Below are 19671 nucleotides of genomic sequence, written 5' to 3' on the forward strand. Positions count from 1 at the left end.
CGGTGAAACCTAGCCGGGTCGTGCTGCTCAGGGAGCGCTATCGCGCACTCTCATCAGCACGACCGGGCCGACGTGTCTCGGATGTGAGACTGGGCTGGCGTGGTGGTCGTTGACCCCGGTGCCGGGGCCCGGTGGACTGGCGGGGTGCCCCCGTCATCCGCCCCAGCTGCCGCGGTGGACGACGTCCTCGAGCGGCTTGCGTCGGCGTCGCGACGGCGAACCAGCGGCGCCGGTGTCCTCGACGCGATGCCCGAGGGTGATGACGCCGACGGGGTCGAAGGTGTCCGGGATGCCGAACGTTGCTCGCACCTGCGGTTCCTTGTCGGGCGGGATTCCGAAGAAGCAGGACCCGAGCCCCTCGTCGACCGCGGTCTGCAGGATGAGCAGACTCGCCATCGCCGCGTCCATGTGCCAGAACGGCACCGGCCAGCGGGCCTCGTCGCGGTCGGCCCAGCCCTTGTCCGTCTCCGCGTAGCGGGCGAGGTAGGCGGCCTTGCTCGAGCACGGCACCACCACGACGGGCGCCCGCATCATGCCGGCGAGCCAGCTGTCGGGCTGGTCCACGTCGTCGGACGTGGCGACCCAGAAGCGTCGTACGTCGTCGGGGGTGTCCAGCACGAGGAATCCCCAGCCCTGGCTGAAGCCCGCGCTCGGGGCGCGCGTGGCGTTGTCGAGCGCACGGTCGACGACCGCCGGGTCCACCGGGGTCTCGGCGTAGTTGCGGATCATCTTGCGGCGTCGGACGACGTCCTGGAACTCCATGGAGGCAAGCGTGCCTGACGACTTCGAGCGGATGTGGGCCGACCTCGGCCCGGTCGGGCGCTCGGCCACCTCGGGCGGCTACTTCCGCCAGCCCTGGACGTCGGCGGAGGTGGAGCTGCGGTCGTGGTTCGTGGCGCAGTGCGTCGCGCGCGGCCTGCGGGTCGAGGCCGACGGGCTCGGCAACGTGGTCGGCTGGTGGGAGCATCCCGGGGCGTCGGGCCCGGCGGTGCTCACCGGGTCGCACCTCGACTCGGTGCTGGACGGGGGCGCGTACGACGGCCCGCTCGGCGTCGTCTCGGCGCTCGCGGCCGTGGACGCCTTGCGGGACAGGGGATTCGTGCCCGCGCGGCCGATCGGCGTCTCGGTGTTCGCGGAGGAGGAGGGCTCGCGGTTCGGGTTGGCCTGCCTCGGGTCGCGGCTGGTCGCGGGGGCGCTGCCATGGTCGACCGCGCGCGAGCTGCGCGACCGCGACGGGGTGTTCCTCGGCGACGCGCTCGCAGCGGAGGGCCTGGACGGGACGCCGCTGTCGCTGGCGTCGGTCGGCACCTTCGTCGAGCTGCACGTGGAGCAGGGCCGCGACCTCGTCGACCGGGGGGCCGCGGTCGGCGTCGCCAGCGAGATCTGGCCGCACGGGCGCTACCGCTTCGACTTCACCGGGGCCGCCAACCATGCCGGCACGACCCGGATGGAGGACCGCGCCGACCCGATGCTCACCTACGCGATGACGGCGCTCGCCGCCAACAAGCAGGCGCGGCTGGCCGGGCAGCGCGCCACGTTCGGGCGCATCGACGTGGCCCCCAACGGCACCAACGCGATCCCGTCGCGGGTGACCGCGTGGCTCGACGCGCGGTGCTCGACCGATGACGGGCTGGCCTCGCTGGTGGAGGCGATCTCGGCGCAGGCCTCCGACCGGGCCTCTCGGGACGGCACCGCCCTGACCGTCACCGCCGAGTCGGTGTCGTCGTCGGTGGCCTTCTCCCCGGGGCTGGCCGCCTCGATCGCGGCCGACCACGAGGGCGGCGACTGGCCGGTCATCCCGACCCAGGCCGGCCACGACGCCGGCACCCTCTCGGCCGCGGGGATCCCCACCGCGATGCTCTTCGTGCGCAACCCGACCGGCATCTCGCACTCGCCCGCGGAGCACGCCTCGATGCCGGACTGCCTGGTGGGCGTCTCGGCGCTCGCGGACACGCTGGAGAGGCTGGCCGGGTCGTGACGGCGGCGTCGTACCTCCTGGAGCGGGCGTGGGTCGACGGGGCCGTCCACGACGACGTGCTGGTCGAGGTCGAGGACGGACGGTTCACTTCCGTCACACTCCCCGGGCACTCCCGTACGTTCCCGAGGGTTGCAACCCTCCAGAACGTCCGGGATCGCCGGTCCACCGGTGATTCCGCCCCGACCGCGACCCGCATCCCCGGCCTGACGATCCCCGGCCTGGCCAACTGCCACAGCCATGCCTTCCACCGGGCGCTGCGCGGGCGGACCCAGCGGGAGCGGGGGACGTTCTGGACCTGGCGCGACCAGATGTACGCCGTGGCCGGGAGGCTGGACCCCGACACCTACTTCGCGTTGGCGCGAGCGACCTACCGCGAGATGGCGGCGGCGGGGATCACGGCCGTGGGGGAGTTCCACTACCTGCACCACCAGCCCGGCGGCACGCCCTACGCCGACCCGAACGCGATGGGGCTGGCCCTGGTCGAGGCGGCGCGCGAGGCCGGGATCCGGATCGCGCTGCTCGACACGGTCTACCTCAGCTCGGGCTTCGGGAAGCCGGTCGAAACCGCGCAATTGCGCTACGACGACGGTGACGCGGCCGCCTGGGGGGCCAGAACCCAGCAACTGCTGGGAAACGTGCAGCGCGACGGCGTCGTCGTCGGCGCGGCCGTGCACAGCGTGCGGGCCGTCCCGCGCGACCAGCTGGCGACGGTCAGGGAGGCGGTCGACGGCACGATGCCCCTCCACGTCCACCTCTCCGAGCAGGTGGCCGAGAACGACGGCTGCCTCGCGGCGTACGGCGTCACCCCGACCCGGCTGCTCCACGACGCCGGCCTGCTGACGCCCGCGACGACCGCCGTGCACGCGACACACCTCACCGACGACGACATCCGGCTCCTCGGCGAGACCGGCACCTACGCCGACTTCTGCCCCACCACCGAGCGCGACCTCGGCGACGGCATCGGCCCGAGCCGCAGGCTCCACGAGGCCGGCAGCCGGCTGACGCTGGGCAGCGACAGCCACGCGGTCATCGACCTGTTCGAGGAGATGCGGGCGGTCGAGCTCGACGAGCGGCTGGCCACCCGGCAGCGCGGCCACTGGACCGCCGCCGAGCTGCTGACCGCAGCCACGACGACCGGCCACGAGAGCCTCGGCTTCGCCGACGCCGGCGCCATCGCGGTCGGCAACCGGGCCGACCTCGTCACCCTCGACCCCGCCACCCCACGCACCGCCGGGACCGGTGGCGACGAGAACACCGCGGTCTTCGCAGCGACCGCCGAGGACGTCACCCAGGTGATGGTCGACGGGCGGGTCGTGGTGCGGCAGGGTGACCGCGCCGACATCGGGCGCGAGCTGGCGGCCGCCATCGACACGATCTGGAAGGGCACAGCGTGAGCAGCACCCTCATCACCGGCATCGCCGAGCTGGTCACCAACGACCCCGACGCCGACGACCTCCTCGGGGCGATCGCCGACGCCGCCCTCGTCGTCGAGGGGGCGAAGGTCGCCTGGGTCGGCCGGGCGATCGATGCCCCCGAGGCCGACGAGCGCCTCGACGTCGGCGGCCGCGCGGTGCTGCCCGGCTTCGTGGACTCCCACTCCCACCTGGTCTTCGCGGGCGACCGGGCCGCCGAGTTCGCGGCCCGGATGGCAGGCGAGAGCTACGCCGCCGGCGGGATCCGTACGACGGTCGCGGCGACCCGGGCCGCCACCGACGAGCAGCTCACCAGCCACGTGGCCCGGCTGGTCGCCGAGATGCGCCGCCAGGGGACGACCACGGTGGAGATCAAGAGCGGCTACGGCCTCTCCACCCACGACGAGGCGCGCAGCCTGGCCGTGGCCCGGCAGTTCACCGAGGAGACCACGTTCCTCGGCGCCCACGTCGTGCCGGCCGACCACGCCGACGACCCGGCGGCGTACGTCGACCTCGTGACCGGACCGATGCTCGACGCGGCGGCGCCGTACGCCCGCTGGATCGACGTGTTCTGCGAGCGAGGCGCGTTCGACGGCGACCAGGCCCGCACGGTCCTCGCCGCCGGCGCGGCGAAGGGGCTGCGCGGCCGGCTGCACGCCAACCAGCTGGGCCCCGGCCCCGGCGTCCGGCTCGCCGCCGAGCTCGGGCTCACCGCCGTCGACCACTGCACCTACCTCGAGGACGCCGATGTCGACGCGCTGCGCGACAGCGGCACGATCGCGACGCTGCTGCCCGGCGTGGAGTTCTCGACCCGGCAGCCCTACCCCGACGCCCGCCGCCTCCTCGACGCCGGCGTGCGGGTCGCGATCGCCAGCGACTGCAACCCCGGGTCGTGCTTCACCAGCTCGCTGCCGCTGTGCGTCGCGCTGGCCGTCCGGGAGATGGGGATGACCCCCGCCGAGGCGGTCCACGCGGCGACCGCGACGGGAGCGCGCGCCCTCGACCGCGACGACGTCGGCGCGCTCACCGTCGGCAAGCGGGCCGACCTGATGGTGCTCGACGCCCCCAGCCACGTGCACCTGGCCTACCGCCCCGGCGTGCCCCTCGTGCAGCAGGTCTGGCAGGGCGGTCGGCCGGTCTGAGCCGCCCTAAGGCACCCCCGCCGGACGGCCACCTCAGATAGGGAGGTTGTCCGATGTGGGCGCCTACCTCAGGGAGCGAACCTCGTCTCACCGACCCGAGATGAGGAGCACCAGATGTACGACCACACCAACCAGATCCTGAAGTCCGAGATCGACTACCGCGCGATGCGGATCCGGTCCGGGCTCAAGGGGCGCCGCACCAGGCTTCCCCGCGTACGTCGATCCGTGGTGGACAGCGACATCGTCCGCTGACGGGCCCGCGAAAAGATGGGCACCGCACCGGACGTTCACGAGATCATGGGCGACGTGGCAGGACACACGAGCAAGACCCTGGTGGGACGAGACGCCGAGCTGACGGAGATCGCTTCGTTGCTCGGCGTCCGTCGCATCCCCGGGGACCGGTCCTCGAGCGACCGCGAGGCCACCAACGTGCTGCTGTCCGGTGACGCCGGCGTCGGCAAGACCCGCCTGCTGACCGAGCTGCGCGACGTGGCCTTCACCGAGGGCTGGCAGGTCTTCGCCGGCCACTGCCTCGACTTCGGCGACAGCGCCCTGCCCTACCTGCCCTTCTCCGAGGTGCTCGGCCGGATGGCCACCGACCTGCCCGCAGTCGTCGACGCCGTCGCCGGCCAGCACCCCGCCCTGGCCCGCCTCCAGCCCGGCCGTCGCGTGATGAACGCCGACGCCGACCGCGAGACGGGCGCCCTGGACCGCACCGACCTGTTCGAGGCCGTCCACGCCCTGCTCGAGGCCGCCGCCGAGGCCGCGCCGCTGCTCCTGGTCATCGAGGACGCCCACTGGGCCGACCAGTCGACGCGCGACATGCTCAGCTTCCTCTTCTCCCGTCCCTTCGCCGGCCCGGTCGCGATCGTCGCGTCCTACCGCTCCGACGACCTTCACCGCCGCCACCCGCTCCGCACCCAGGTCGCGGAGTGGTCGCGGATCCGCGGGGTCGAGCGGATCCAGCTGGCCCCGCTCTCCGCCGGCGACGTGCGCACCCTCATCGCCGAGCTCGACGCCGGCCCCATCTCCGAGGACCAGGTCGCCGGCATCGTGGACCGCGCCGAGGGCAACGCGTTCTTTGTCGAGGAGCTCGTGGGCGCTGCCTCCGGCCCGGGCCGCTGGGTGCCCGCCGACCTCGCCGACGTGCTGCTCGTCCGCCTCGACCGTCTCGACGACACCGCGCGCCAGGTCGTCCGCGCGGCCAGCGTCGCCGGCCGCAAGGTCAGCCACGAGATGCTGGCCGCCGCCTCCCTGCTTGACGACACCGCTCTCGACGAGGGCCTGCGCCGCGCGGTCGAGATGAACGTCCTGGTCGCCGGCGCCGGCACCTACACCTTCCGGCACGCCCTGCTCGGCGAGGCGGTGTACGACGACCTGCTGCCGGGCGAGCGGGTCCGCCTCCACGCGGCGTACTGCGCGGCGCTGAGCGACGGCCGGGCCCGGGGCACCGCGGCCGAGCTGGCCCGGCACGCCCGGCTGGCCATGGACCTCGACACCGCCCTGGACGCCAGCATCCGGGCCGGCAACGAGGCGACCGCGATCGGCGGCCCGGACGAGGCCGCCCAGCACTACCAACAGGCCCTGGAGCTGCTCGCCGACCCGCGCCGCCGGGCCGACCTCGACGTCGACGTGTCCAAGCTGACCGTCAGCGCGGCCGAGGCCCTGATGGCCAGCGGTCATCCGATCCGCGCCGCGGCGCTGGTGGCCGAGCAGCTGACCTGCCTGCCGGCGGACGCCTCGCCGGCCTGGCGGGCGCGGATGCTGGCCGTCCGCGCGGCGGCCCTGGTGATCATCGAGACCGACGAGGACGCGGCCGCCGTGTCCGCCCGGGCACTCGAGCTGGTGCCGGACGACGCCCCGATGCTGCGCGCCCGGGTGCTGACCACCCATGCCCGGGTGCTCGCCGCGTTGGGCCGCTTCGAGGAGGCCCAGGCGGTCGGCATCGACGCCCTCGCCCTGGCCGAGAAGCTCAACATGTCCGAGCTGGCCTCCGACGCGATCACCACTCTGTCCGGCCTCAAGAAGGCCGGCCCCAAGGAGGGGCTGCGGGCCGCCCTGACCGACGCGATCCTGCGCGCCCAGGAGTCCGGCGCGATCCACGCCGAGCTCCGCGGCCGGTTCTTCCTGGCCCGCTCCTACCAGGACTGGGCGGAGTTCGAGGAGACCGAGCGCTGGTTCCGCAGCGCGATCGAGCGCGGCCAGGCGGCCGGGCTGGCGTGGGCGCCGTACGCCTTCGAGTCGCGGTGGCAGCTCGCCTGGGTGCTGATGGTCAGCGGCCGCTGGGACGAGGCGCTGGAGCTCTGCGGGATCGACGGCCAGTCCGCGCCCCCGATCCCGAAGGCGCTGCTCGACAGCGTCCGGCTCAACATCCAGCACGGCCGCGGGCTCGACGTCGCGGCCGAGACCCTCGCGCTGCGCCGGCACTGGCACAAGGAGGGCGGGATCGCCATCCACGCCAGCACCGTCGAGCTGCTGGACGCCGGGCGCCGCGCGGACGCGGCCGGCGCGGTGGCGTCGTACGAGCACGCCGTCGACGTGCTCGGCCGGATCTGGCACGAGTGGTTCCCGGCCCGGGTGCGGCTCGCCGCGGTCACGATCGGGGCGATCGCCCAGGCCGTCCCGACCCTCGCGGCCGGCGAGCGCGCGACGTTCCAGGAGCGTGCCGAGCGGCTGCACGCCGAGGGCCACACCGTGCTCGAGCGCTACACCGACCCGTCAGGCTTCTGGGGGCCCGAGGGACGAGCCTGGGTGAAGCGCCTCGACGCCGAGGTGCTGCGGCTGCGCTGGCTGACGGGCATCGACGCGCCACCCCTCGACGCCCTCGTGCGCGCCTGGGAGGAGACCGTGGTGCTGTTCGCCGACTTCGGCGACGTCTTCGAGCTGGCCCGCACGCGCACCGTGCTCGCCGGCATCCTGCGGGCGTCCGGCGACGCCACCCGGGCCCGGGAGGTCGGCGACCTGGCGCGCGCCGCAGCCCACCAGCTCGGTGCCCAGCCGCTGCTCGACGAGCTCCGCGCCCTCGGCAGCACCCCCGCCCGGGGCGACGCCGCCCCCGACGCGCTCACGCCCCGCGAGACCGAGATCCTGGCTCTCGTGGCGGAGGGTCGCTCCAACGGCGAGATCGGCAAGCAGCTGTTCATCAGCGCCAAGACCGTCTCGGTCCACGTCTCCAACATCCTCGGCAAGCTCGGGGCGGCCGGCCGCACCGAGGCCGCCGCGATCGGGCGCCGGAGGGGTCTGGTCGAATAGCCGGGTGACCCCCGAGACCTACCGCTGCTCGGCCGCCAGCGCCCTCGACGCGGAGCCGATGGCCGGCACGGCGCCGGAGGACACGGCCTGGCTCCTCGTCGAGTACGCCGGCTCCTGGGGCCGCAACGCCGTGGCCGACAGCCGTCTCCCCGACGGGGTCCGCGAGGTCCTCGAGGGGGCCGTCGGTGTCCGGGTCCAGCTGATCCGCCGGCACGGCGGCTGGGCCGGACCGGGGGTGCACGTCTTCGCCGCCCGGCTCGGCGCGACCGGCCGCGTCTGGGGCACCGTCCTCGAGCGGGTGGACCAGGTCACCGACCTCGACCTGGGCGCGCTGGCGCGGGGCGGGGACCCGGGCCTGCCGGCCCACGAGGGGCCGCTCTGGCTGCTGTGCACCAACGGCCGCCGGGACCGCTGCTGCGCCGAGATCGGCCGCCCGGTCGCGGCCGCCCTGGCCGAGCGCTGGCCCGCCGCGACCTGGGAGACGACCCACCTCGGCGGCCACCGGTTCTCCGGCACCCTCCTGGCGCTGCCCAGCGGGGTGACCCTCGGCCGCCTCGACCCGGACACGGCCGTCGAGGCCTGCGCCGAGATCGCCGCGGGTGGCTTTCCCACGGCCAACGCGCGCGGACGCGCCGGACTGCCCGCTGCGGCGCAGGTCGCCGAGCTCCACGTCCGGACCGCACTCGGCCTCGATGGTCTCCACGACCTCGACGACGTGTCGGTCGGACTCGGGACGGGAGAGACCGTCTCCCTCACCGTGGCCGGCCGCGAGCACCGCCTCACGGTCGCCTCCACGCCCGGCGAGCCGCGTCGGCAGAGCTGCGCCGACCTGAAGCTCAAGGGCGCCCCCGTGCACACGGTCACGGGGTGGGACCGGCCCTGACCGACCTGTCCAGTCAGGTGGTGGGCGTCACCGTGTGGACGAATCCGCAGGCGGGTAGAAGTCCGTCCGTGATCGACCCCGCGACCACGACCCCCCTGGAGTCCAACACCAGCGGCGACGGCTGGCACCTGCCCACCCGCCGTTGGTCAGTGCGCCGCCGGACCGCGCGCCTCTACGACGACGGGCAGGGCGCCGGCCTCCTCCTCCCCGTCTCGGGCGTGCGCGCCGGATCCGGCCGAGGGATCCTGCTGCGCCCCGACGGGGTGGTCGTGCGGACCAGCGACGCCCCGGTCCACCTCACCTGGCAGCACGTCTTCGACTTCCGCCCGCACTGGAGCCGCGGTGTGCCCCGGTTCCCGACCGGGCGGGACGTCGTGCACAACTGGCTCACCGTCGACCTCGGTGGGAGTCACGACGATTCCCCCCGGGTCGACGCGACCAGCCTGGCCCTGGACCCGTGGCTCGCGCTCCGGGTGCTGCGCCACTACCTCGACCACCCGCCGCGGCGCGTCGAGCTCGCGACCGAGGCGGCCCTCACCCGTGTCGCGACGCTGGGCGGCTCAGTCCGTCCAGCCGAGCAGACCTGAGACCTCCCGGCACAACCCCATCGGGTCGAAGGGCTTGGGGATCACCCCGGCCACCGTCAGGTCGTCCCACATCCGGTGGTCGCCCACCTGCACCTTGGCGGTCAGGAAGATCACCGGGATCTGGCGGGTGGTCGCGCCGTCGCGCAGGTGACGGAAGGTCGTGGGCCCGTCCATCTCCGGCATCATCACGTCGAGCAGGACGGCGTCGGGCTGGTGCCGGTCGGCCAGCACGAGCGCCTCGGCGCCCCCGGACGCGGCGATCACCCGCCAGCCGCCGACGACCTCGAGGGCCAGTTGCGTGATCTCCCGGATCGAGTCGTCGTCGTCCACCACCAGCACCGTGCGCACCATCACCGAGCCTTCCCCGAGAGTGTGGGCGCCATGCTAGGCCGTCGGTCGGGAGGACCGTCGCGCCGCGGCCCCGGGTTCGGCCCCCGACCGTCGGGGCGAGGGGAGGGTGAACGTCAGCACGGCGCCGCGGCCGGGCGCGTTCGCCGCCCAGATCCGCCCGCCGTGCCCCTCCACGATGCCGCGGCTGATCGCGAGCCCCAGTCCGGTGCCGCCCTTCTGGCGGGCGTCGGAGGAGTCGACCTGCTCGAAGGGCTCGAAGATGCTCTCCAGCTTCTCGGCCGGGATCCCGCGCCCCTGGTCGCGGACCGTGAAGACGACCTCGCCGCCCTGCTCCCGCGCCTCGAGGTGGACCACGCCGCCGGGCTCGGAGTAGGTGATGGCGTTGCCGAGCAGGTTGGTGAGGGTCTGGATGATCCGGTCCTCGTCGGCGAGCACCCGCCCGCTCGTGTCGCCGACCTCGATCCGGACCCGCATCTGGGTGGCCAGGCCCTCGATCTGGTGCGCGGCCGTCGCGACGAGGTCGGCGGCCTCGAGGACGGCCACGGTCATCGGCCGGGTCCCGGACTCGATGCGCTCGATGTCGAGCAGGTCGTTGATCAGGCGGGTGAGCCGCTCGCTGCTCTGCAGGGCGATGGTGACCAGGGGCCCGGCCCGCTCCGGGAGCTCGCCCAGGCTTCCGCCGGCGAGGAGTCCGAGGGAGCCCCGGATCGAGGTCAGCGGGGTGCGCAGCTCGTGGCTGACCACCGAGAGGAACTCGTTCTTCATCCGTTCGACCTCGCGGCGCTGGGTGACGTCCCGGAAGACGACGACGGCTCCCCGGACGGTGTCGTCGTCCAGCAGCGGCGAGGCGGTGATCTCGACCGCGAAGGTCTGGCCGTCGGCGCGGAGGTAGACGTCCTCCTCGGGCTGCGCGACGGTCCCGCTGCGGATCGCCTGGCTGATGTAGCAGCCGTCGGAGGGGTACGGCGTGCCGTCGACGGCCGGCGCGTGGAAGTGGTCGTGGGCGACCTTGCCGAGGAGGTCGTCGGGCGAGTGGCCCAGGAGCGCCGCACCGGCCGGGTTGACGAAGGTGACGCGGCCCGCGGGGTCGACGCCGTAGATGCCGTCGCCCACCGAGGTCAGCAGCACCTCGTTCTGCCGGGCCAGGCGCCTCAGGTCGGCGGTCTGCGCGCGCACCCGACGCTCGAGGTCGACGCGGAGGGCGGCGTTGTCGGCGGCGAGGAGGGTCTGCCGCGCAGCGGCCGCCAGGAAGAGGGCGATCCACAGCACGGCCTCCGTCGCGCGCAGGTGGTCCCCCCGGACCGAGACCTGGATGACGCCCGCGACGAAGAGCACGGCGAAGACCAGCACGGTCGCCCGGGCGTCCGAGCCGGGTCCGTTGGCCCCGGGCGAGGCGGCGTCGGCGTGCTCGCTGGGGTACCAGGCGGCGAGGGAGATGACGAGGTAGCCGCCGATCCACAGCAGGTCGACGTAGCTGCCCCACTCGAAGGTGCCCTTCGCCGCGAGCACGGCGAACGCCAGGTCGGCGACGGTGTAGAGGAGGAACCCGGCGGCGACCATCGCCAGGGCCGGGCGGTCCGCGCCCCGGGTGCGGAGGACCAGCAGCATGGCCACCGTGGCCAGCACGATGTCGAGGACCGGGAAGAGCAGGTCGCTCCAGCGCTGGGACGGCGAGCTGGCGGTCGCCTCGAGGAGCTCGGAGTAGACGAGGACCGAGCAGATGACCAGCACCGCACCCGCGGCGATCGCGCCGTCCAGGAACATGACGAGGGCGTCGGCACCGCGACGACGGACGCTGGGGAACATGAGCAGCCCGGCGATCGAGAGGGCCAGGGCCAGGGCGATCCCGGCGTTGCTCACCGCGCTCGGCGAGGTGACCACGTCGGCACCCACGACGGTCGCCCACAGGTTGGCGGCCACCGCCGTGCACCCGGCCGACATCAGGAGGAGCCAGGAACGACGGCGACGTCCGGCCGTCTGTGCGGCCCGGGCGCCGCAGCTGACGGCTCCCAGGACCCCGGCCAGCAGGAGACCGGCCCCGCTGGCGGCCTGACGGGTGGCCAGCGAGAAGCCCGGCTGGAGCAGGAAGGCGAAGAGGGCCACCAGGGCCAGGGCGCTCGGGGCGGCGACGGCGAACCGGCGCCGCTGCGTGGCAAGCGTGGCGGGGCTCCCCATGCCGGGACGCTAGCAGCGGACGCCGGTCGCGGTGGGCACTTCGGGACGACGTTCCGCCACCACTTGACGTACTCGTAGTATGTGACGGTGACCACGGTCGAGCGCGATGTCCATGACCTCACCGAGCAGCGCTTCACCCGGATGCGCCCGTTCGGGGGTGACGCGCCGCCGCCGATCGACACGAGCGGGCTGCCGCCGGGCCCGCGCTGGCCGGTCTTCCTGCAGAGCGCGGGGCTGCTGCGCTTCCGGCACCGCTTCGTGCCCTACCTCCACCGCAGGTACGGCGACGTCTTCACCGTGCGGATCATCCCCGGCGGCCGGCCGCTGGTCCTGTTCACGCGGCCCGAGCACGCCAAGGAGATCTTCGCGGGCGACCCGGAGGTCTTCCACGCCGGCAAGGGCAACGCGATCCTGGGCCCGATCATGGGGGAGCACTCGCTGCTCCTCCAGGACTCCGGTGAGCACAAGCGGGCGCGCAAGCTGCTGATGCCGGCCTTCAACGGCCACGCCCTGCGCGGCTACGAGGCCCTCGTGACCGAGGTCGCCGCGGCGGAGGCCGCCCACTGGACGCGGGGCGCCGAGCTCCGGGCGCTGGACCGGATGAACGCCGTCACCCTCGAGGTGATCCTCCGGGTCGTCTTCGGGGTCACCGACGAGACCCGGCTCGCCGAGCTGCGCCCCCGGGTCAACAAGACCGTCGACATCAGCCCCGCGATCCTGCTCGGCTGGGGCTACCCCGCCCTGCAGAAGTTCGGTCCGTGGAAGAAGACCGTGCAGAACCAGCACGAGCTCGACCAGCTGATCTACCGCGAGATCCGCGAGCGCCGGGCGGCTCCCGACCTGGCCGAGCGCACCGACGTCCTCTCGCGGCTGATCCTGATCGAGGACGGCGGCGACGCGCTCACCGACACCGAGCTCCGCGACCAGCTCGTGACCCTGCTGCTCGCGGGCCACGAGACCACCGCCACCGCGCTGGCCTGGGCCCTCCACGAGATCGGCCGCTCCCCGGAGCAGCTCGCCCGCGCCCGGACGGCCGCGCTCGAGGGCGACGACGCCTGGCTCGACGCGGTGATGAAGGAGTCGATGCGGCTGCACCCGGTCATCCCGATGGTCGTGCGGACCCTGATGAAGCCCGCGACCGTCGGCGGCATCGACCTGCCGGCCGGCACCACGATCGGGCCGTCGATCCTGGTCGCCCACAGCCGGCCGGAGAACCACCCCGACCCGGACCGCTTCGACCCCGAGCGCTTCCTGGGCCACAACCCGCCCACCAACACCTGGATCCCGTTCGGTGGCGGCGTACGTCGCTGCATCGGCGCAGGCTTCTCGCTGATGGAGGGCGTCGCCGTGCTCCGCGAGGTGCTGCGCGCCTGGGACGTGACCGCGGTCGGGGAGGACGAGCCGAAGGTCCGCAACATCACCAGCGTCCCGAGGAACGGGGCGCGGATCCGGGTGACCGCTCGCGCCTGACCCGGAAATCGCGTGCACCCGGTGGCCCCGGGTGCCACGCTTGCTGGTCGTGACCTGGCGTGACCGCTTCCGGGCGATGCGGATGGACGTGACCCCCCTGCGGGAGTCGCGCGACTTCCGGCTCCTCTTCCTGGCCGGCACCGTCTTCTACCTCGGCGGCATGGTCACCTACGTCGCGATCCCCTACCAGATCTACACGCTCACCGGCTCCAACTTCGCGGTCGGTGCGATCGGCCTGGTCGAGCTGGTGCCGCTCGTCGTCTTCGGCCTGTACGGCGGTGCGCTGGCCGACCACGTCGACCGCCGCAGGCTGCTGATCTGGACGGGGGTCGCCCAGGCCGGGTTCACCGTCGTGCTGGCCGTCAACGCGTTCGGCGACGACCCCCACGTGCCGCTGATCTTCGTGGTGGCCGGCCTGCTGGCCTCGAGCTCGGCCATGCAGCGGCCCTCCCGCGAGGCGCTCATGCCACGCACGGTCCGCCACGACCAGATCACCGCCGCCAACAACCTGACCAGCCTCGGCATGCAGATCGGCGTGCTGGTCGGGCCGGCGATCGGCGGCCTGCTGGTGGCCTACGTCGGCATCGGCTGGTGCTACACCGTCGACATCGCGGGGCTCGGCGTCGCGACCCTGATGTTCGTCCTGATGCGGCCCTACCCGCACCGCGCCGAGACCACGCCGCCCAGCCTGGCCGGCATCCGCGACGGACTGCGCTACGCCCTCGGCCGCCGCGACCTGCTCGGCACCTACCTCGTCGACATCGCGGCCATGCTGCTCGCCCTGCCGGTGGTGCTCTTCCCGGCCCTGGCCAAGGAGGTCTTCGCGCGTCCCGAGCTCCTCGGCCTGCTCTACTCCGCCGAGACCGTCGGTGCCCTCGTGGCGACCGCCCTCAGCGGCTGGACCACGCGGGTGCACCTCCACGGCCGGGCGATCGTGATCGCCGCCGCGGCGTACGGCGCGTGTGTCGGGCTGGCGGGCCTGATGCCGAGCATCTGGCTGGTGATGCTGTTCCTGGCGTTGTCCGGCGCGGCCGACATGGTCTCGGCGACGTTCCGCGGCACGGTGTGGAACCAGACGATCCCCGAGACGATGCGGGGCCGACTCGCGGGCATCGAGATGCTGTCCTACTCGATCGGCCCGCTGGGCGGGCAGGTCCGGGCCGGCGCGGTGGCCGACCTGTGGAGCGTCCGCGGCTCGATCGCCAGCGGTGGCTTCGCCTGCATCGCCGGCGTCGGGCTCACGGCCCTCGCGCTGCGCGACTTCTGGACCTACGACGCGAGGACCGACGAGCACGCGGTCGCCGAGAGGGCGGCCCGCGCGCTCGCCGGTGAGCAGGTCGAGCTGGGGTGAGGGTTCAGCGCAGGTGCGCCAGTTTCCACATCCCCATCGCGGCGTGCGGCATGCCGTTCTCGTCGCTCGGCCAGAAGCACATCGTGAGGTACTTGCCGCGCGGCACGTCGTAGCTCCAGGCCACCGTGTGGCCGGCGCCGATCACGAGCGTCCCGCCATGTCCGGGCAGGGCCCACGACGGGTCGCCGTTGGCGCCACTGGCGAAGTAGCGGCGCACCTTCGCGGCCGTCGTGGATTCCTTGACCTGCGCGAGCTCCACGAAGTGCGGCTCGTCGGTCTTGTTGGTCGAGCGCATCCAGCCCGAGTGGTGCATCCGCCTCGGCTCGCTGAAGTCGTGCTCGCCGACCATGTTGATCGGCCCGTGCGACACCGGCATCCAGCGCTGCTGGACCTTCCCGGTGACCCGCAGCGTCCGCCAGGTGCCCCGGTCGAGGTTGACCAGGTAGTACTGGCCGGCGTCGAGGCGTGTCGCGAACGACGGGGCCTCGCCCTTCTCGACGAAGGTCCCGCCGTAGAACTCCACGTTGCGGTCGATCCGCCGGATCTTCTTGAGGTTGCCGTTGAAGATGCCGCCGAAGTCGCCCTGCAGCTCCTTGAGGGAGTAGCCGTCGTGCAGGCGCAGCAGCTCGACGCTGCCGCTTCCGGCCGACCTGATGTCGAAGATGGTCGCGCCCGGGCGGAAGCCGGTCAGGCTGCGGCGGATGGACCCGTCCTCGGCGACCGTGATCGTGACCCGGACGGGCGGTGCCTGGGTGGCGCCGGCGGGGCGCTGGATGGCAGGAGCGCCGGCCGGCGTGGCCGCGGCGCCCGTGGGGGCCAGCGTGGCGCCGGCCAGGGCGGTGGAGGCGAGTGTCGCCACCGCCACGAAGCGTGAGAGCAGGTGCATGGGTTTCCTCCGTTTCGGGGTTCCGAGCGAGCCCCAAGGGAGTGAATGCCCGGCGCAGTCGCGACCGTGGCCGAATGCCGCGAAATGACTCAGCCGGGCCCGCCCGAACGGCGGTTGGGTGCCGGGGTCCGGGTCACCCGAAGGCAGCGCGTACGTCGCCCTCGGTGAGGCCGTAGTCGGCCAGGTCGTAGCGGTGCGCGGGCCGGCGCCCGCCGCGCCGCGACTCTGCGTCGATCTGCTCGACCGCTGCGGCCGCGGCCCTTGTCCAGTCCAGCCCGAAGGCGTCGTAGATCCCGCGTGTGGTGCCGACCGGGTCCTGGACGAACGCCCCGTAGTCCACGTCGACGAACTGCGCCGGGTCGTGGTGGGTGCGGGCCTCCTCGAAGGAGCGCCACGAGCGGGCGAGCATGGCGAGCTGGGTCCGGCCGATCGTCTCGCCGACGAAGGTGGTCGAGTGCCCCGCGGTGGCCTCGGCCGACAGCGAGCACGCCGAGGCGATCGAGGTGACCGGGTCGCGGTGGGTGTGCACGACCAGCGCGTCGGGGTAGACCGCCATGAGGGCGTCGAGGGCGGCCAGGTGGGAGGGGTTCTTCAGGACCCAGCGCTTCTCCGGGTCGTTGAGCCCGATCAGCTGGAGGTTGGCCCGGTGGCGGGCGTAGGCGTCGGTCCAGTCCTGCTCCGCCAGCCACGCGGAGTAGCGCGGCACGTGGGCCAGCGACTCGTAGCTGATCGACTTGCCGGTCTGGCGCAGCAGCCGCCAGCACTCCTCCACGGACGTGGCGTCCATGTAGTGGATCCCCATGAACTCGGGGTTCTCGACGTGGTGCTCGCTGAACGCCGCCTGCATGGCGGTGAAGACCGGGTCCTGCTCCCAGCTCTCGCGCGGCGGCCGGGGCTGGGGGAACTCGGTGAGCCACAGCTCCAGGCCCTGGTGGGCCGGGTCGGCGTTGAGGAGCCGGTGCAGCGCGGTCGTGCCGGTGCGGGGCAGGCCGACCACGAAGATCGGTCGCTCGACCGGCACGTCGGCGTGCTCGGGGTGCTCGCCGAACCGGAGCTGGGTGAGCAGCCGCCCGACCAGCGCGCTCTTGACCTGGCCGCGCTGGAAGTAGTTGCCCACGCCCGTCAGCCCCGCCTCCGGGGAGTTGAGGTCCTCGACGAGGATCCGCAGACCCTCCTCGTGCGCGGTGCCGCCGAAGTCCTCGAGCCCCGTGGTGCGCACGGCCGCGGCCGCGATGTCGTCGTACGAGCCGACGTCGTCCCGGACCCGGCTCATCGGGAGTGGAACTCCCCGCAGTCGACGGTCAGCACCTGCCCCGTCACCGCGCTCGCGAGGTCGCTGGCGAGGAAGAGCGTCGCCCGCGCGACCTCGTCGGGCGTGGCCAGCCGCTTCAGGTCCGTGGGCTGGGCCTTCTGCCGGTAGATCTCCTCGTGGGTGACGCCCTGCTCGGAGGCCAGCCAGTCGAAGTAGGCCTTGTTGACGTCCTCGTAGATGTAGGACGGCGCGACGCTGTTGACCCGGATGCCACGCGGGCCGAGCTCGGTCGCCAGCGACGAGGACAGGTGCGCCAGCGCCCCCTTGCTGAGCTTGTAGCCGGCGTACTCCGGCTGCGAGGAGTACATGACACAGGAGTTCAGCATGATGACCGACCCCTGCGACTCCGCCAGGGCGTCGGCGAAGAGCGCCGAGAGCCGCAGCGGGGCGAAGACGTTGGTCTCGTTGGCCGCGCGCAGGCCGTCGAGGTCGAGCGTCGTGAGCGGGTCCATCGGCGGGATCCCGAAGGCGTTGTTGATCAGGCAGTCGACGCGGCCGAACTCGTCCAGCGCGGCCCGCACCAGCGCGGCCCGCTGGTCCTCGTCGGTGATGTCGGTCGGGACGACGAGGGCGCGGCGGCCGTGCGAGCGCACCACCTCGGCCATCTTCTGCAGGCGGCGCTCGGTGCGGCTGACCAGGACCAGGTCGGCCCCCATCCTCGCGGCCTCCTCGCCGAGCGCGCGGCCCAGCCCCGGGCCGACACCGGACAGCACGACGACCTTGTCCTCGAGCAGCTTCGGTGATCGAGCAGGGCGCGCAGCGCCCGTGTCGAGATTCACGAGATCATCCTTCGGGCGATGCCGACCTGGCGGTCGGCGATGCGGGCGGCATAGTCGGACGGAGTGATCAAGGCCTCCGCGTGGAACGGCAGGCGGGACGGCAGGTCGGCGAACGGCACGACCTCGACGGTGGGTCCGTCGGTCTCCGGCAGCGGTGCGGGGAGCCGCTGCCAGCGCAGCATCATCACGCCGCGCGGGTGCCCGGTGGTCTCCAGCCAGTTGGCCAGGCCCGGGTCGCGCTCGGTGACGACGTACCGGAGCATCCCGTCGGGGTCGACGCGCGACTGGGCACGGGTGAGCGAGGTCTGGTGGTGCTCGTAGTCGGTCGAGATGTACCAGGCCGAGCCGATCTGGATGGCCTGGTACGCACAGGCGGCCACCGGGACCGTCACGATCATCGCCTCGTCGTCGGCCAGCGCGTAGTGGCCGATCGAGGAGAGCTGGGAGGCCAGGCCGCCGGGGGTCGAGGCGGGCGCGGTCAGGGTGTTGACCGGCTCCTTGTAGGTGAACCACTCCGGGAAGGCGAACCACGTCCGGATCCGGCCGGTGAGCATCTTGGCCGCGACGCCGAAGCGCTTCTCCACCCGCTCGGGGGTCAGCGGCCCGCGTGCCTGCCCGGCCGTGTCGAGCCGCTGGATCCGCAGGGTGCCGCGCTCCTCGGCGTTCCAGTCGTCGTAGACCTCGCGGACGATCAGCGTGCTGCCCCGCGACAGCCCGAGCTCGGGCCCGAAGCGCCACTCGAACGTGCCGTCCGCGGCCACGTCGAGCTCGCGGTCGTCGAACGCGACGACGGTGTTCGGCGCCCCCGCGTCGGAGTAGGTCCCGTCCATGACCTGGAAGGACAGGTCGGCGGTGGTGCCGCGCCGGCCGGAGACGACGTACGACGCCCCGTCGGTGAGGTGGGCGTTGAAGTAGATCGCGTCGGGGTTGTCCAGGCCCTGCCGGGCGTACTGGTGCGTCGGGTTGATCAGCACGGGGTGCTCGAGGTCGTAGTCGAAGGCCATCTGCAGCGACGACCGGATCGAGCCCGCGAGGTAGTCGAGGCCCTCCGCGAGGTCCTGCTCGGAGATCTCGAACGGCGGGTTGCGGATCAGCTCCTCGGCCTCGGCGACCGCCTTCTGGAAGGCCTCCGTGGTCACGTGCCGACCTTGGCGATGACGTTCTCGGCGTAGCGCTCGAGGTGCTCGATCTTCTTCTCCAGCGGCTCGGTGTCGGGGCCCTTGATGTAGGGCACCCGGAAGCCGACGATGCAGTCGGTGACGCCCTTGTCCTCGAGCCGCTTGATCCCGTCGGGGTCGTAGGCGTCGTAGGAGATGACGTGCACCTCGAAGTCGTCGCGCTCGTCGCCCTCCGCCTTGCGGATCTCGGCCAGGCGGGCTAGCAGCCGGTCGAGCTCCTCGCCGTCACCGCCGGCGTGCATCCAGCCGTCGCCCTTCACGACGGCGCGGCGCAGGGCCGCGTCGGCGTGGCCGCCCACCAGCAACGGGATCCGCTCGGTCGGCGCCGGGCACTGCTTGAGCGGCGGGAAGTCGTAGAAGTCGCCCCGGTAGCCGAAGAACTCGCCGCTCGTCAGCCCGCGCAGGACATCCATGCACTCGTCCATCCGCTTGCCGCGGCGCTCCCACGGCACGCCGAGGGCCTCGAAGTCCTCGGGCCAGGGGGACAGGCCGACGCCGAGCCCGAGGCGGTTGCCGGACAGGTGCGCCAGCGAGGACGCCTGCTTGGCGACCAGCACCGGCGGGCGCACGGGCAGCTTGAGGACGAAGGGCGTGAGCCGCAGGGTGCTGGTCAGCGCGAACAGGTGCGCGCAGAGCACCATCGTCTCGATGAACTCCTTGTCCTCGAGGAACTCCCGGTCGCCGGTGTCGGTGTAGGGGTAGGTCGAGTCCGACTCCTCCGGGTAGATCAGGCTGTCGGCCACCGTCATGCTCGTGTAGCCCGCGGCCTCGGCGGCCTGGGCGAGCGGTCCGTAGAAGGACGCCCGGGTCATCGCCTCGGCGTAGGTGAATCGCATCGCTCTCGCTCCTTCGGTTCCTGAGGAGGTCGCGCAGCGACCGTCTCGAAGGATAGAACGTGTTCCAGTTTTCTGGAAG

Annotated in this window: 17 protein-coding genes; 9 read left to right on the plus strand and 8 right to left on the minus strand. The window is 73.1% G+C overall.

Annotated elements, in window-relative coordinates:
- Positions 1 to 153 precede the first annotated feature (153 nt).
- A complete protein-coding gene (locus tag FB382_RS21205) occupies positions 154 to 762 on the minus strand; it encodes a nitroreductase family protein (protein WP_182541941.1) in 609 nt (202 codons plus the stop codon).
- Between the two features lie 10 nt (positions 763 to 772).
- Here FB382_RS21205 and FB382_RS21210 point away from each other — a divergent pair, with 10 nt between their 5' ends.
- From FB382_RS21210 to FB382_RS21240, 7 genes are all read left to right on the plus strand, one after another.
- Positions 773 to 1978, plus strand: coding sequence for an allantoate amidohydrolase (locus FB382_RS21210; protein ID WP_343055713.1), 1206 nt, complete (start codon positions 773 to 775; stop codon positions 1976 to 1978).
- Positions 1975 to 3372, plus strand: a complete 1398-nt coding sequence (locus FB382_RS21215) for a formimidoylglutamate deiminase (protein WP_182541943.1) — start codon at positions 1975 to 1977, stop codon at positions 3370 to 3372. Before FB382_RS21210 ends, FB382_RS21215 begins: the two co-directional genes overlap by 4 nt.
- Positions 3369 to 4532, plus strand: a complete 1164-nt coding sequence (gene hutI / locus FB382_RS21220; RefSeq protein ID WP_182541944.1) for an imidazolonepropionase — start codon at positions 3369 to 3371, stop codon at positions 4530 to 4532. Before FB382_RS21215 ends, hutI begins: the two co-directional genes overlap by 4 nt.
- Positions 4533 to 4646: 114 nt before the next feature.
- Entirely contained in the window at positions 4647 to 4784 is a 138-nt protein-coding gene (locus tag FB382_RS21225) for a hypothetical protein (RefSeq protein ID WP_182541945.1), read from the plus strand.
- Positions 4785 to 4838: 54 nt separating this feature from the next.
- Positions 4839 to 7784: an AAA family ATPase gene (locus FB382_RS22715; protein ID WP_182541946.1), complete on the plus strand. Its 2946-nt coding sequence runs from the start codon at positions 4839 to 4841 to the stop codon at positions 7782 to 7784.
- A 4-nt stretch (positions 7785 to 7788) separates the two neighbouring features.
- On the plus strand, positions 7789 to 8667 hold the full coding sequence (locus tag FB382_RS21235) for a sucrase ferredoxin (RefSeq protein ID WP_182541947.1): 879 nt from the start codon (positions 7789 to 7791) through the stop codon (positions 8665 to 8667).
- Positions 8668 to 8735: 68 nt separating this feature from the next.
- Entirely contained in the window at positions 8736 to 9254 is a 519-nt protein-coding gene (locus FB382_RS21240) for a hypothetical protein (RefSeq protein ID WP_182541948.1), read from the plus strand.
- Here the strand turns inward: FB382_RS21240 and FB382_RS21245 are convergent.
- Together FB382_RS21245 and FB382_RS21250 are read right to left on the minus strand one after the other, a co-directional pair.
- Positions 9228 to 9605 (minus strand): response regulator, encoded by a 378-nt coding sequence (locus FB382_RS21245; RefSeq protein WP_182541949.1) that lies wholly within the window; start codon positions 9603 to 9605, stop codon positions 9228 to 9230. The two genes, FB382_RS21240 and FB382_RS21245, sit on opposite strands and share 27 nt — an antisense overlap.
- Positions 9606 to 9638: 33 nt before the next feature.
- Positions 9639 to 11780 (minus strand): ATP-binding protein, encoded by a 2142-nt coding sequence (locus FB382_RS21250; protein WP_182541950.1) that lies wholly within the window; start codon positions 11778 to 11780, stop codon positions 9639 to 9641.
- An 87-nt stretch (positions 11781 to 11867) separates the two neighbouring features.
- Between FB382_RS21250 and FB382_RS21255 the strand changes: the two genes are divergently transcribed.
- Together FB382_RS21255 and FB382_RS21260 are read left to right on the plus strand one after the other, a co-directional pair.
- On the plus strand, positions 11868 to 13250 hold the full coding sequence (locus tag FB382_RS21255; RefSeq protein ID WP_343055714.1) for a cytochrome P450: 1383 nt from the start codon (positions 11868 to 11870) through the stop codon (positions 13248 to 13250).
- 49 nt (positions 13251 to 13299) lie between these two features.
- Positions 13300 to 14601: an MFS transporter gene (locus tag FB382_RS21260; RefSeq protein WP_343055715.1), complete on the plus strand. Its 1302-nt coding sequence runs from the start codon at positions 13300 to 13302 to the stop codon at positions 14599 to 14601.
- Between the two features lie 4 nt (positions 14602 to 14605).
- On the opposite strand, the gene FB382_RS21265 is transcribed toward FB382_RS21260, so the two are convergent.
- The 5 genes from FB382_RS21265 to FB382_RS21285 all read right to left on the minus strand — a co-directional run bounded on the left by FB382_RS21265 (position 14606) and on the right by FB382_RS21285 (position 19592).
- Entirely contained in the window at positions 14606 to 15487 is an 882-nt protein-coding gene (locus FB382_RS21265; RefSeq protein WP_182541951.1) for a hypothetical protein, read from the minus strand.
- Positions 15488 to 15620: 133 nt separating this feature from the next.
- Complete coding sequence (locus FB382_RS21270; protein WP_182541952.1) at positions 15621 to 16760, minus strand: sulfotransferase family protein; 1140 nt, start codon at positions 16758 to 16760, stop codon at positions 15621 to 15623.
- Entirely contained in the window at positions 16757 to 17578 is an 822-nt protein-coding gene (locus tag FB382_RS21275) for an SDR family oxidoreductase (protein ID WP_343055716.1), read from the minus strand. Before FB382_RS21275 ends, FB382_RS21270 begins: the two co-directional genes overlap by 4 nt.
- Complete coding sequence (locus tag FB382_RS21280; protein ID WP_182541953.1) at positions 17575 to 18717, minus strand: hypothetical protein; 1143 nt, start codon at positions 18715 to 18717, stop codon at positions 17575 to 17577. Before FB382_RS21280 ends, FB382_RS21275 begins: the two co-directional genes overlap by 4 nt.
- On the minus strand, positions 18714 to 19592 hold the full coding sequence (locus FB382_RS21285) for a TIGR03619 family F420-dependent LLM class oxidoreductase (protein WP_182541954.1): 879 nt from the start codon (positions 19590 to 19592) through the stop codon (positions 18714 to 18716). Before FB382_RS21285 ends, FB382_RS21280 begins: the two co-directional genes overlap by 4 nt.
- Between the last annotated feature and the right edge of the window lie 79 nt (positions 19593 to 19671).

This window comes from Nocardioides ginsengisegetis, from assembly GCF_014138045.1.
Lineage (GTDB): Bacteria > Actinomycetota > Actinomycetes > Propionibacteriales > Nocardioidaceae > Nocardioides > Nocardioides ginsengisegetis.

Bases quoted from the DNA above. Each gene is read 5' to 3' on its own strand.
- FB382_RS21205 (WP_182541941.1), bottom strand. From the start codon at position 762: ATGGAGTTCCAGGACGTCGTCCGACGCCGCAAGATGATCCGCAACTAC.
- FB382_RS21225 (WP_182541945.1), top strand. From the start codon at position 4,647: ATGTACGACCACACCAACCAGATCCTGAAGTCCGAGATCGACTACCGC.
- FB382_RS21245 (WP_182541949.1), bottom strand. From the start codon at position 9,605: ATGGTGCGCACGGTGCTGGTGGTGGACGACGACGACTCGATCCGGGAG.
- FB382_RS21250 (WP_182541950.1), bottom strand. From the start codon at position 11,780: ATGGGGAGCCCCGCCACGCTTGCCACGCAGCGGCGCCGGTTCGCCGTC.
- FB382_RS21265 (WP_182541951.1), bottom strand. From the start codon at position 15,487: ATGCACCTGCTCTCACGCTTCGTGGCGGTGGCGACACTCGCCTCCACC.
- FB382_RS21270 (WP_182541952.1), bottom strand. From the start codon at position 16,760: ATGAGCCGGGTCCGGGACGACGTCGGCTCGTACGACGACATCGCGGCC.
- FB382_RS21285 (WP_182541954.1), bottom strand. From the start codon at position 19,592: ATGCGATTCACCTACGCCGAGGCGATGACCCGGGCGTCCTTCTACGGA.